Here is a 13,091-nt window from a genome sequence, read left to right as displayed (position 1 = left end):
CAGAAGGCTCCTCGGCACAGGATGTCAACGGAAAGAAACAAACAAGGGTGACGATGGGTCAGCCTCGCGAGGTTCACACACGGGAACCGTAGTGAAGCCCATATCAAGCCATATACAGCCGGATACAGCGAGCAAAGCCTTCTGGCCGACGGGAGATGTATCGGTATTCTGTAATCAACTATTTGATAATAAAAACTATTTTAAATGACTCCAAGGTGCCGCAGATGTCCCCGGCTGAAAATCCAAAATGCTTTCAATGCTGCTCGCCGGAGGCCCGAGGCCTTCATGCTCTGGAGGCTGTTCGATGACATGGCGGCGGATGGTATTTGTGATCGGCACATTGTCGATGTGGTTGCCGGGCCCAACGCTGGCTTGGTGGAACGGCGACTGGGAGTACCGGCTGCCATTGGCAGTCACAGCCCCCGAGGACCTCGCCCAGCCGGTGCCCGACGTGCCGGTGCTGGTACGCCTGCAGTTCGCCAATTTCGGCTATTTCTTCGACACTGCGCGTGATGGCGCCGACCTGCGCCTGATTGCCGGCGACGACCGGAGCGAGCTTGCCTACGACATTGATACCTACGATCCGACGACCGGCATCGGACTGCTATGGGTGCGCTTGCCGGCCCTGGAGCCCGGCCGCGCCAGTTCCATAAATCTGTATTTTGGCAATCCCGAGGCGCCGCCGGGCCGGTCGGGCGCCGCGTACGATGGCGCCGAGCGGCTGGTTCTGCATTTTGGCGAGACCGACGGCCCGCCTCGGGACGCCAGCGCGTTTGCCAACCACCTGACCACATCCACCGCCGCCCAGGGTCAGATGGGCTTCATCGGCCGCGGCATCCATCTCGACGGCAGCCAGGGGCTGAGCGTGCCGGCGAGCGTGCTGAACGATGCCCGGGAGCTCACCGTATCGGCCTGGATCCGCCCCACTGCGGTCACCGGCGCGGCGCGGCTGCTGAGTGTCGGCGATCCTGCCGGCGGTTCGGGCCTGCTGCTGCGCATCGACGATGGCCGCCTCACCGCCCGTCTGAGCGGCACCGCGGGTGAAATCCTGCTCAGTGCCACTACACCGCTACAGGCGGATCGCTGGTATCACCTCGCGCTCACGCTCGGCCGCGGTGCGGCGCTACTGCTCGACGGCGCGGTGGTTGCCAGCAGCGAGGTGCCCCCTGCGCTGCTCCAGGGTGAGCTGGTGGTCGGTGCTGCTGCCGGGGGACCTGGCTTCGTCGGCGACCTCGACGAGCTGCGCGTGAGCCACGTCGCGCGCCGACCCGAGTGGCTCGCCGCGGCGGTCGCCCTGCAGCAGCCGGACACGCCACGACTGCTGTTCGGCGAAGTCGAGGCGAGCCGTTCCGGCGTCAGCGCTTACGGCGAGTTGCTGCGCACCCTGACCGGTCTGGTCAGCGTGGACGGCTGGATCATAATCGGCATCATCGCCGTGATCGGGGTCATGAGCATCGAGGTCATAGTCGACAAGACGCTGACCCTGGGTCGGGTGAGCCGCGCCAATCGGCACTTTCTCAAACTTTATGCCGCCAACCCCGATGACTGGCTGCAACTTCCAGCGGCCGATACTGACCCGGCGACACCACTACGCGCTGCAACCAGCCCGCTGCAACGCCTGCAGCAGCGGGCGATCACCGAACTGGTTCGGCTGCTGCGCACACCAGGCCAGACGGGCTTCGGCCGCCTGACTGCGGAGAGTCTTGAAGTGCTGCGCAGCGCCATCGACTCCGCCATCGTCGAGGAAGCCAGCCGCCTCGATCGGGGGCTGGTGCTGATCACCATGGCGGTAAGCGCTGCACCCTTCCTCGGCCTGCTCGGTACGGTGTTCGGGGTGATGATCACCTTCGCCTCGGTGGCGGCCGAGGGCGACGTGGACGTCAACACCATCGCCCCTGGCGTGGCGTCGGCCATGAGCACCACTGTGGCCGGGCTGGTGGTCGCTATCCCGTGCTTGTTTGCCTACAACGGGCTCGCCTCCCAGGTCAGGCGCCTGACAGACGCCATGGACCTGTTCGCCAACGAACTGCTCGGCAGGTTTGTCCATGCCTATGGCAAGCAGGGGGGCACAGATGCGGCGGCGGCGTGAACATCGCATTTATGACGACCTGAATGTCACCCCACTGATGGACCTGGCGTGGAATCTGCTTGTTGTTTTCATCATCATGGCCACCGCCACCGTGCAGGGCATCAGCGTCGACCTGCCCAAGGCCAGCCAGGCACCGAGTCTGGCCAAGCCACGCACGAAGGCCATCACCGTCACCGCCGAAGGCCGTATCTACCTCGACACGCAAGAGGTCACGCTACCGGAACTGGAGCAGCGGCTGCGCGACTATCGGGCCGCCGACCCCGAGCTGCCGGTCGTGGTAAAGGGCGACAGCCAGATTCAGTACCAGCGCATCATCGAGGTCTTGGACGTGACCAAACGTGCCCAGATCACCAACCTTGGCCTGGTCACGCAGCGCCTGGTTCGTTAGCGTGGCCGGTCTGGCAGAAGAACACGAGCAGGCGCCGCCCTGGCTGTGGCTGGGGCGCGGCGTGCTGCTCGCGCTGGCGTTGTTGGTAGGCTGGTTCATTCGCCAGCAGATATTCCTGGTCCAGGACCCCCATGAACGACCTCAGCGCATCACGCTGATCAGCCCCCCACCGCCGCAGTCACCCAAGCCGCCGCCACCCGAACCCCCGGTTGAAACGCTGCCGGACATGCCTGTGCCGGAGATGGTTACCTCCGAGCCGTTGCCGGAAACGGCCGGCGACGACCGCCTGGGACTCGACGAAACGGCTGGCGCGGGCAGCGATTCGTTCGGGCTCGCGGCCAAACGTGGCGGGCAGGACTGGCATGCGGCAGCGCAGGGCAACGCAGGCGAGGCCAACCCCCGCGCCACCTACGGGCGGTTGATCGAGCAACACTTGCGGCAATTGTTCGATCAGGACGCCGAATTGCGCCGGCAGGCGTTCTCCGCCACCGTGACCCTGTGGCTGCAATCGGACGGCAGCATCCTGCGTTTCAAGATCAATGACGGCAGTGGCAACCGGCGTACCGACGAACGGTTGCTAGCGACGCTGGCTACCGCCCGCAGCCTGCCGCCACCCCCCCCTGGCGTGCCGCTGGTGGTGCGCCTGCGTGTGCGGGTGCGCGAGAGTTGAAGCCGTGCGACCACACCCCACACTTGCCGTTTACAGGGACATTCGCGACATACGCGGCGATGTGCTGCGCGTGCGTGCGCCCGGCGCCGCGTTTGGCGATCTTGCGCTGGTCGAGAACCCGGACGGCACCCGCGGCTTGGCGCGGGTCATCGAATTGCAACGCGACCTCGTCACCCTGCAGGTGTTCCATGGCACGCGTGGCCTGTCCTCTGGCGCCGGGGTGCGCCTGCTCGGCGAGCCGCTGCGTGTCGCCTGCTCGGACAACATCCTGGGACGGGTGTTTTCCGGTGCCGGCGACGCCATCGACGGAGGCCCCGGCCTGCACGCCGAGCCGCGGGTTGACATCGCCGGCCCGCCGCTGAACCCGCTGGCGCGCCGCCTGCCGCAGCGCATGATCCACACCGGAATCCCGATGATCGACCTGTTCAACACGCTGGTCGAAAGCCAGAAGCTGCCGATCTTCTCGATCCCCGGCGAGCCCTACAACGCGCTGCTCGCCCGCGTCGGATTCCAGGCCGATGCCGACGTGGTGGTGTTCGGCGGCCTGGGCCTGATGTTCGACGACTATCACTTCTTTCGCCACAGTTTCGAGCAGCATGGTGTGGCCCATCGCACGGTGATGTTCATCAACCTGGCCGGTGACCCGGTGGTGGAGCGGCTGCTGCTGCCCGATCTTGCGCTCGCGGTGGCGGAGCAATATGCCGTACAGCACGACCGGCGCGTACTGGTGTTGCTCACCGACATGACTGCCTACGCCGACGCGCACAAGGAGATCGGCATCTCGCTCGAACGGGTGCCGGCCACCCGCGGCCACCTGGGCGATCTTTACACCCAGCTCGCCCAACGCTACGAGAAAGCCTGCCAGCTCATCGGCAGCGGCTCGTTGACGCTGCTGACCGTCACGACCCTGCCCGGCAACGACATCACCCACCCGGTGCCGGACAACACCGGCTACATCACCGAAGGTCAGATTTATCTGCACGACGGCGTGATCGACCCCTTCGGTTCCCTGTCGCGCCTCAAACAGCATGTCATCGGCAAGGCTACCCGGGATGACCACGGGCAGGTGATGAACGCCATGGTCCAGCTGTACGCCGGGGCCGAGGAGGCCCGTCGCAAACAATCCATGGGCTTCGACCTGTCGGCCTTCGACCGGCGGCTGCTCAGCTTTGGCGAGCGCTTTCGGACGCGATTCATGGATATGAATGTCACCCTGCCGCTGACGGCAGCCCTCGATCTTGCCTGGAGCACCATGGCGGAACTGTTCGCAGCGACCGAACTGCCGTTGCGCAAGGATCTGATTGCACGCTATTTCCCCGCCGACGCGCGCGTCAGCGCATGAACAGCGGCGGCAAGACAGCACTGCGAGCAGCCGAGGCACGGCTGCACCTGTTCGAGCATGCGCTGCCGTCGCTGGACCTGAAGCGCCAGCAGCTTGCCGCCCTGCAGCGGCAGGAACAGCGCAGCCGCGACCAGGCGAATACCGCCGCCGCGGCTGCCGCCGATGCCGCCATGCAGGCGCTGCCCGCAACTTGGCAGGACGTTGATCTGCCACCGCCGGCGTGGGTGGAGGGGGTCGACATCGGCCGCGAGAACGTGTTCGGCAGCGAGCTGCCTCGACTCGACGCGGTCCACCTCGGCCGCCTGCCAGCAGGTCAACTCGGCGCCCCGCCGTGGCTCGAACTGGTGCAGGACCATCTGGCGCGGGCCCTGCAGTGCCGGGTCGAGGCGACGCTGGCCGAAGCACGCCGCGCGCGTCTGGAACGCGCCCATCGAACCACCGTGCAGCGCGTCAACCTGTTCGAGCAGCAGCTCATTCCACGCGCACGCCAAGAGGTGCGCCGCCTGCACGTGGCGATGGTCGATACCGAGCGGGCGGCCGTGGTGCGCGCCAAGCTCATCAAGGCGCGGCGCGGCGCGCAGGGTGCAACGGCATAAGCCATGGCTATCGCCCGACTGGTCAAAGTCAGTTTCCTTGCGCCCGCCTCCGACCGGTCGGCGTTGCTCGAGGAATTGCAACGACTGGGTTGTTTCGAACCCATCCACGGTGACGGCCACCCCTGGCAGGCGCCGGCGGCAAACGCTGCAGATACCCAAGAGGCGCTGCGCTTTCTCGCCAGGGCACCTTACCAGCGCCAGGCCTCGGCCATGACGGAAGATGCACAGGCGGCGCTCGCCGAGGTGCGCGCGCTGCGCGAACGCACGCGCGAACTCGAAGAGGCGCGGGCGGCGCTGGCGCGCGCCGTCCGCGACACCGCCGCCTGGGGTGAATGGGACCCCGCGGCAGCCGGCGCGCTCGCGGATGCCGGCCTGCGCCTGTGGTTCTATCGCCTGGCGCCGGCTCAACTCGCGCCGCTCGCGGCCAGTGATGCGGTGTGGCTCGATCTTGGTGGCGGCGGCGGCATGCGGCATGTGGTCGTGTTGGCCAGCGAGCCGCCGGCTGAACTGCCGGCACCGCTTCCTCTGCCGACCGGCGGTATGGCCAGCCTGCGCCAGCGTCAGCGGGAGCTCGCGCTGGCCGTCGATGCCGCCGTGCAGCGACGCATCGAACTGACCGCCGTCGCGCCGGTGATTGCCGAACATGCCTGCCGGCTGGAGGACGCTGCCACCCGCAAAGCGGCAGACGGCACCATGCGCGACCATGGAGGCTTCGTGGAGCTGTGCGGCTGGGCGCCGCAGACAGCCGTGGCAGACCTGACCGACCTGGCCGCCCGGCGCGGGATCGCCGCGCACTTTACGCCCCCGGCGGCGAACGATGAACCGCCAGTGCTGCTGCGCGCCAGCGGCATGGCCACCCTGGGACGCGATCTGGTGCGCTTCTATGCCCTGCCCGGCTACCGCGACTGGGACGTGTCGGTGGCGGTACTGATGGGATTCGCGCTGTTCTTTGCGATGGCGCTCGGCGATGCCGGCTACGCCGCACTGCTGGGGCTTGCCGTGCTGCTCGGTTGGCGGCGCTTTCGCTCGCCGACAGCGCGGCGCCTGCGCGGCATGCTGGCCACACTCAGTGCCGCTGCGCTGGTCTGGGGCGTATTGGTTGGCTGTTACTTCGGCCAGATTCCGGCCGGCGACAGCCTGCTGTCGCGCCTGGCGCGGTTGGCGAACGGCGATCCGTCGGCCATGATGCGGCTGTCGCTCATGGTTGGAGCGGGACACCTGGTGGCGGCCAACCTGGGTGCGGCCGGCCGCCACTGGCCGCAGCCGGCGGCCTTCGCGAGCCTCGGCTGGGCGGTCGCCATCGGCACCGTGAGCCTGGCTGCCTTCGGCGCACTGCCATGGTCATTCGCCCTGCCCGGTGCCGCGGCCGGCGTCGCCGCTGTCGTGTTCACCGCGGGCGCCATTGCCCCGGGCGGCCCGCTGCGGCGCGTGGCGGCCGGCCTGTTGCCGCTCACCTTGACGGTAACGGCGCTCGGCGACGTGCTCAGCTATCTGCGGCTATTCGCGCTGGCCTACGCCGGCACGGCGCTGGCCACGGCGGTAAACGAGCTCGCCCAGGGCAGTCTGGGGCAATCGCAAGGTCCAGGAGCGCTGCTCGGGCCGCTGATCCTGCTGGCCGGCCACGGCATCAACCTCGTGCTTGGCGTCGCCGGCGGCGTCGTGCATGGCCTGCGCCTGAACTTCATCGAGTTTTTCCGCTGGGCCCTGCAGGGTGAAGGCCGACCGTTTCAACCCCTCTGTGCAAGCAGTCGACAATGGAAGACTTCCTGATCCTCACCTGTGGCTGGCTGGGGGTGTACGCGCCGATGGCGTTCGCCGCCATCGGCAGCATGGTCGGCGTGAGCTGGGCCGGGCAGGCGGCGATCGGCGCCTTGCTCGACACCGACGGTGGCCACGGCCGCCTGATCGGCATCGCCGCCATGCCATCGTCGCAGACCGTCTACGGCTTGGTAGTGATGATGGCGCTCAATCGGCCGGTGACGGTTGACAACGCACCGGGGCTGTTCGCGGTCGGTCTGCTGGCCGGCATCGCGCAGATGATCAGCGCCATCTATCAGGGCAGCTGCTGTGCTGCCGCCATCAATGCCGCCAAGCACAAGCCCGATATTTTCGGCATCGCCATCGCGCCGGCCGCCATCGTCGAAGGCTTCGCGGTATTCGCCTTCGCGTTTGCGTTCCTGCTGAGCGCCGCCATCCCCGGGGCGACGCGGTGACAACGCAAAAACTCGCTGCCGACGCCGCCGCGCAGACCGCCGGCGTGCAGGCGCTCATCGAGCGCCTGCGTCAGGAGGGAATCGAAGCGGGCCGGGGCGAAGCTCAGGCGCTGCTGGAAGCGGCCCGGCGGGAGGCAGCGCAGCTGCTCGAGACTGCCCGGCAGGAGGCCAAATCCCTGCTGGAGACCGCCAGCGGCAACGCACTGGCCGACCAAGTGGCCGGCCAGGCGGCCGTCACCATGGCCTACCGCGATGCCGTGCTGGCGCTCAAGGAATGGCTCGAAGGTGCCTTTGCCGACACCTTGCGCGAAACGCTGCTCGGCGGGCTGAGCGAGACCACCACCACCGCGAGCCTGCTACATGTGCTCGAACCGTTGCTGATCCAGGCCGGCGCGGATGCGGGCGCTTCGACCGCCGTCACGTTATCCATCACGTTGGACAGCGAGCTCGAAACGCTGGTGCAGGCGCTGACCGCCCGCTGCCTGGCCTGTGGCGTCACCCTGACGCTGCAAGAGGGGCTCGAACCGGGCGTGCGCCTGCGCCTGGATGGCGGACGGCTCGAAGTCGACTGCACCGTGGATAGTCTGGACCCGTTGCTGCGGCGCCATCTGCTGCCGCGCTTTCGGACCCTGCTCGATGGCAACGCGCCATGGCGCAGCACTACCACGCCCTGATTGCCAGCTTGCCGCATCTGCCGCATCCGCTGCGGGCGCCGGGCCTGCCCATCGGCCCGGCGCGGCTGCGGGAACGTCTTGCATGGCTGTCACCGGCGGACGCAGCGCGGCTCGCCCGCCTCGTCGCGGCTTTGGCCTGGACGCTGCCACCGGCCCGCTGGCCGGATGACGCGTGGCTGGACGCTTGGCAGGATGCCCTGCGCCAGGAGCCCGATCCGGCCTTGCGCGCCGTCGGCCACTTTCATCTGGAATGGCGGTTACTGATCGCCGCCCTGCGCCGCCGTCGCTCAGGGCTCCCACTCGCCATCGACGCGGCCACGGAACTGCCCTATGCGCAGCAGCTGCGTCATCACGGCCAGGCACCGCAGTTCGGTCTGCAGCATCGCCATCCCTGGCTCGTGCTTGCCGAACACCTGCTCGCGCGGGGTGACGGCATACGCCTTGAACAGCTCCTCATCGAGCGCGCCTGGCGTGCCCTGGAGCACCTCGACCAGCCACCAGGGTCTGGCTTTCGCGCCGTCGCCGCCTATCGCCTGCGCTGGGAACTGCTCACCGCCTGGCCGCGGCCGGAACCGGACGGCGGGCGTGTCGGCGCCTGGCTCGACCAGGGGGCATGGGAATATGTCGGGCCCTGACCTCGCACCCCGGCACGGTCAGGTGGTGGCGGTGCGGGAAAACCTGCTCAGCATCGAAAGCGACACTGCGCTGATCAAGAACGAGATTGCGTTCGTACACTGCGGCGGTCGCCGCCTCATGGCCGAGGTGCTGCGCGTGCACGGCCGCGGCGCAGACCTGCAGGTGTACGAAGACATCCGCGGCATGACGGCCGGCTGTGCAGTAGAACTGACCGGCCGACCGCTGTCGGCCACCCTGGGGCCGGGGCTGCTCGGGCAGGTGTATGACGGCCTGCAAAACCCCTTGCCGGCACTGGCACTGGATGGCCCGTTCCTGACTGGCGGCGACTACCGGTGGCCGCTCGACCCGGCCCGACAATGGCGGTTCATTGCGCACGCCCAGCCGGGACAGACGGTCGAGCCTGGCCAGTCGGTGGGGCAAGTACAGGAGGGTCTCCTCGTCCATCACATCGTCGTGCCGCTCGACTGGCGCGGCCGGTTCACCGTGACCGCGATTGGGGACTGCGAGGCCAGCGTCACGACGCCGGTCGCCCGGCTGACCGATGCGCGCGGCCGAGAATGTGCCGTGACCCTGCAGCAGACTTGGCCGGTACGCGAACCCCTGGCGCAGCGGCTGCTGGCGGCAGGGCGCATCGAGCGGCTGCTGCCGACCGAACCGCTGATCACTGGCATCCGCTGCATCGACACCCTGTTTCCCATCGCGCTGGGCGGCAGTGCCTGCATTCCCGGACCGTTTGGCGCCGGCAAAACCGTGCTGCAGAACCTGATCGCCCGCCACGCCGCGGTGGACGTAGTGGTCCTGGTCGCTTGCGGTGAGCGCGCCGGGGAAGTGGTGGAAACCCTGTCCACCCTGGCCGAGCTCGAGGATCCCCGCACCGGCGGGTCGCTGATGGCACGCACGGTGGTGGTCTGCAACACCTCGGCCATGCCGGTGGCAGCGCGTGAATCGTCGCTGTATCTGGGCCTCACCATCGGCGAGTACTACCGCCACCTCGGCTACCGCGTGCTGATGCTGGCCGACTCCACTTCGCGCTGGGCTCAGGCACTGCGCGAAGTGTCCGGGCGGATGGAGGAGATTCCCGGTGACGAGGCCTATCCAGCCTATCTCGAATCCACCATCCGCGCCGCGTACGCCCGCGCCGGCCTGACCCGCCATGACCAGCGCGTCGGCAGCCTGACCCTGATCGGCACCGTATCACCGGCCGGCGGTAACCTCGACGAGCCGGTGACCCAGGCCACGCTGGGCGTGGTCAAATGTTTTCTCGGACTGTCCGCCGCGCGCGCATATCAGCGCGCCTATCCGGCCATCGATCCGCTGCTGTCGTGGTCCCGCTACCACGGGCAACTTGCCGACTGGTACGGCCAACAGCTCGGGCCGGACTGGCGCAATGGCGTCGAGCAACTGGCCAGCTCACTCAAGGCCGGCGAGGCGATCGCACAGATGGTGCAGGTGGTCGGCGAGGAAGGTATTGCCCTCGCCGACTTCGTGCGTTGGCAAGCAGCGCGCCTGGTGGACCAGTGCTACCTGCAACAGGATGCCTTCGATGCCGTCGACGCGGCCTCGCCGCTGACCCGCCAGCGCCTGCTGCTGAAGCTGCACGGCGAACTGTTGAGCCTCGACTACGCCTTCGAAGACCGCGACGCAGCGCAGACGTTCTTCACCCACCTGGCTGGCCGGTTACGCAATCTGAACTACACCGCCCTGACTGACCCCGGCTTCGACCAGTTGCTTACCGAAATCCGGGCATTTGCCGCCGGTGCGACGCTTGCGCCAACAAGTGCCCGGAACGCGGCGGCGAACGCAGACAAGGCCACGGCAGCCCTGTCCGGAGCGACCGGCTAACGCCGCTGGCAACGGCCAGACCCTCGCGCCAAGGCCCGCGGCGTGCGCTGCGCACGCTCACAACCACTTCATGCACCCCAGCTCGAAACGGTGCGCCAGCAGCGTGTGATAAGGATAGGCGCGTATGCGGTAGCGCTGCAGACCGGTACGGGTCGGGCGCAGGGCAAGTCCGTAACCGACCGCCGTGCCGGGCTGGCTGGTGCTCGGGGTCAGTTCCAGGCGCTCGCGCACGACAAAGCCGCCGTCTTCCTGATCCTCGCCCAGCAGGCATTCGACCACCACGTCCTGGGCCTGCAGACCGTTCAGGCGCAGCGATACCTGCAGATTCAACGCATCGCCGAAGTGCAGCACGCGCGTCGTGTCGGACTCGCCCGTCAGCGGCTCGAAGGCCACCCCCGCCCAGCACTCGCGCACGCGCTGTTTCCAGGCCGCGAGGCCGGCCACGCCATCGGCGACAGCCTCCATCCGGCGGCGCTGATCGCGCGCCGGCCGGTATAGTTTCTCGACGTAGTCGAGCACCTGCCGCTCGGCATTGAAGCGCGGCAGGATGGTGGTCATCGAGGCCTTTGCCATCGCCACCCAGTCGGGCGAATAGCTGTGGCCGCCGCGCTCGAAGTACAGCGGGATCACCTGCCGCTCCAGCAGGTCGTACAGGTCGCTGGCTTCCTCGTGGTCGCGGAAGGCGGGGTCGAAATCGGAGCCGTGCGGCACGATGCCCCATCCGTTGCTGCCGTCGTAACCTTCGGCCCACCAGCCGTCGAGCACGCTCAGGTTGAGCACCCCGTTCATGGCCGCCTTCATGCCCGAGGTACCGCTGGCCTCCAGCGGATAGACCGGATTGTTCAGCCACACGTCGACGCCGGACACCAGCCGGCGCGCCAGGTTCAGGTCGTAGTTCTCCAGCAGCAGGATGCGGCCGATGAACTCCGGGCGCATCGAGAATTCGTGAATCTGCCGGATCAGCTCCTGGCCGGGTTTGTCGCTGGGGTGCGCCTTGCCGGCGAACATGATCAGCACCGGCCGGTTCGGATCGCCCAGCAGCCGCGCCAGGCGGTCCGGGTCCTGGAACAGCAGCGTGGCGCGCTTGTAGGTGGCGAAACGCCGGCCGAAACCGAGCACCAGCACATCGCCGTTGTCGTCGACCAGGTAGCGCGTGATGCGCCGCAGCTGCGCGTCCGCCACCCCGGCCCGCCGATGCTGGACGACCACGCGGCGGCGCACCACCTGCAGCAACAGGGTCTTGAGTTCCTGGCGCAGACTCCAGAAGCGGTGGTCCGGCACGTCCTTCAGGCATTCCCAGTACTGGATGTCGGTCAGGGAACTGCGCCAGTCGGCGAAGCGCACGTCGAGCAGGTTCGACCACTCCTGCGCCAGAAAGGTACTGGCGTGCACGCCGTTGGTGACGTGCGTGATCGGGTTCTCGGCCGGCGGGATGTCGGGCCAGATGTAGCGCTCCATGCCCGAGGCGACCTCGCCGTGGATCTTGCTGACTCCGTTGTGGAAGCGCGTGCCGCGCAGCGCCATCGAGGTCATGTTGAAGCTGCCATCGTTCTGGGGCGAGTGACCGTAGGCGCGCAGTTCCTCGATGCTGATGCCCAGCTGAGCGGCAAAGGCCGTGAAATAGCGATCGAACAGCGCCGCCTCGAAAATGTCGTGCCCGGCGGCCACCGGAGTGTGGGTGGTGAATACCGTGTTGGCCGCCACCCGCTCCAGCGCTGTCTGAAATTTGTCGCCCCGGGCGACCCACTCGCGGCAGCGCTCCAGGACCTGAAAGGCCGCGTGGCCCTCGTTGATGTGCCAGACCGTCGGACGCAGGCCGAGCGCACGCAGCGCGCGCATGCCGCCGATGCCCAGCACCATTTCCTGCTGCAGCCGCCACTCGCGGTCGCCGCCGTACAGCTGGTAGGTCAGCGCCCGATCGGCCTCGGCGTTCTCCGGCAGGTCGGAATCGAGCAGGTACAGATCGATATGCCCCACCTTGGCGCGCCACACATGCAGGCCGACGGTGCGTCCCGGCAGCTCCAGCGCCACCCGGATCGGTACCTCGTCGGCATCCAGCGCCAGCGTGACCGGCAGATCGTCGATCTGGTGCGGGCGGTACTGCGCCAGCTGCTGACCCCGTCCGTCGATCAGCTGCGTGAAGTAGCCCTGCCGGTACAGCAGCCCCACCGCCACGAATGGCAGGCCCAGGTCGCTGGCCGCCTTGCAGTGATCGCCGGCCAAGATGCCAAGACCGCCGGAGTAGATCGGCAGGCTCTCGTGCAGGCCGTACTCGGCGCAGAAATAGGCCACCAGATCGTCCTGGGGATCGAAGTATGCCGCGACCTCGGCGCGCGCATGGGCCTGCGTGTAGCTGTCGTAACCCGACAGCGCGCGGCTGTATTCCTCCAGATAGCCGCGATCCTGGGCCGCTTCGTCCAGCGCCTGCTGCGACACCCGGCGCAGGAACACCTTGGGGTTGTGACCAACCTCGCGCCACAACTCGGCGTCCAGGCGCGCGTACAGCGCCCGCACCCGGCGGTCCCAGCTGTACACCAGATCGTTGGCGAGTTCCTCCAGGCGCCGCAAGCGGGCCGGAAGGCGTGGTTGGACCTCAACAGTAAAGGTGGTTTCAGTCACGCGCCGACTGTCCTCTTGATAA

At 67.7% G+C, this 13,091-nt stretch carries 11 protein-coding genes; 10 read left to right on the top strand and 1 reads right to left on the bottom strand.

The annotated features are described in order from the left end of the window. Nucleotides 1–304 precede the first annotated feature (304 nt). The 10 genes from H5U26_RS06810 to H5U26_RS06765 are packed head-to-tail and all read left to right on the top strand — an operon-like array spanning nucleotide 305 to nucleotide 10,450. On the top strand, nucleotides 305–2,089 hold the full coding sequence (locus H5U26_RS06810; RefSeq protein ID WP_290617971.1) for a DUF2341 domain-containing protein: 1,785 nt from the start codon (nucleotides 305–307) through the stop codon (nucleotides 2,087–2,089). Continuing rightward, on the top strand, nucleotides 2,073–2,477 hold the full coding sequence (locus H5U26_RS06805) for a biopolymer transporter ExbD (protein WP_290617969.1): 405 nt from the start codon (nucleotides 2,073–2,075) through the stop codon (nucleotides 2,475–2,477). The genes H5U26_RS06810 and H5U26_RS06805 overlap by 17 nt, the downstream gene beginning before the upstream one ends. A 1-nt stretch (nucleotide 2,478) precedes the next feature. After that, nucleotides 2,479–3,147 carry a TonB family protein gene (locus tag H5U26_RS06800; protein WP_290617967.1) on the top strand — a complete coding sequence of 223 codons (669 nt, stop codon included), beginning with the start codon at nucleotides 2,479–2,481 and terminating at the stop codon, nucleotides 3,145–3,147. A 4-nt stretch (nucleotides 3,148–3,151) separates the two neighbouring features. Further along, nucleotides 3,152–4,489 (top strand): V-type ATP synthase subunit B, encoded by a 1,338-nt coding sequence (locus H5U26_RS06795; protein ID WP_290617965.1) that lies wholly within the window; start codon nucleotides 3,152–3,154, stop codon nucleotides 4,487–4,489. Further along, nucleotides 4,486–5,085 carry a V-type ATP synthase subunit D gene (locus tag H5U26_RS06790; protein ID WP_290617963.1) on the top strand — a complete coding sequence of 200 codons (600 nt, stop codon included), beginning with the start codon at nucleotides 4,486–4,488 and terminating at the stop codon, nucleotides 5,083–5,085. The genes H5U26_RS06795 and H5U26_RS06790 overlap by 4 nt, the downstream gene beginning before the upstream one ends. A 3-nt stretch (nucleotides 5,086–5,088) precedes the next feature. After that, nucleotides 5,089–6,855 carry a hypothetical protein gene (locus H5U26_RS06785; protein ID WP_290617961.1) on the top strand — a complete coding sequence of 589 codons (1,767 nt, stop codon included), beginning with the start codon at nucleotides 5,089–5,091 and terminating at the stop codon, nucleotides 6,853–6,855. Then, the gene (locus tag H5U26_RS06780; protein ID WP_290617959.1) at nucleotides 6,840–7,298 is read left to right on the top strand and encodes an ATP synthase subunit C; all 459 of its coding nucleotides are present in this window, start codon (nucleotides 6,840–6,842) and stop codon (nucleotides 7,296–7,298) included. The genes H5U26_RS06785 and H5U26_RS06780 overlap by 16 nt, the downstream gene beginning before the upstream one ends. Continuing rightward, nucleotides 7,295–7,972 (top strand): hypothetical protein, encoded by a 678-nt coding sequence (locus tag H5U26_RS06775; RefSeq protein ID WP_290617957.1) that lies wholly within the window; start codon nucleotides 7,295–7,297, stop codon nucleotides 7,970–7,972. The genes H5U26_RS06780 and H5U26_RS06775 overlap by 4 nt, the downstream gene beginning before the upstream one ends. Beyond that, nucleotides 7,948–8,607 carry a hypothetical protein gene (locus H5U26_RS06770; protein ID WP_290617955.1) on the top strand — a complete coding sequence of 220 codons (660 nt, stop codon included), beginning with the start codon at nucleotides 7,948–7,950 and terminating at the stop codon, nucleotides 8,605–8,607. Before H5U26_RS06775 ends, H5U26_RS06770 begins: the two co-directional genes overlap by 25 nt. Beyond that, nucleotides 8,594–10,450 (top strand): V-type ATP synthase subunit A, encoded by a 1,857-nt coding sequence (locus H5U26_RS06765; RefSeq protein WP_290617953.1) that lies wholly within the window; start codon nucleotides 8,594–8,596, stop codon nucleotides 10,448–10,450. Before H5U26_RS06770 ends, H5U26_RS06765 begins: the two co-directional genes overlap by 14 nt. Before the next feature lie 57 nt (nucleotides 10,451–10,507). Here the strand turns inward: H5U26_RS06765 and glgP are convergent, their stop codons facing one another. After that, entirely contained in the window at nucleotides 10,508–13,069 is a 2,562-nt protein-coding gene (gene glgP / locus H5U26_RS06760) for an alpha-glucan family phosphorylase (protein WP_290617951.1), read from the bottom strand. Nucleotides 13,070–13,091: the final 22 nt, after the last annotated feature.

The organism is Immundisolibacter sp., assembly GCF_014359565.1.
Lineage (GTDB): Bacteria > Pseudomonadota > Gammaproteobacteria > Immundisolibacterales > Immundisolibacteraceae > Immundisolibacter.
Note: the sequence above shows the minus strand (reverse complement) of the source record. Positions and strands in the feature narration are given on the sequence as shown.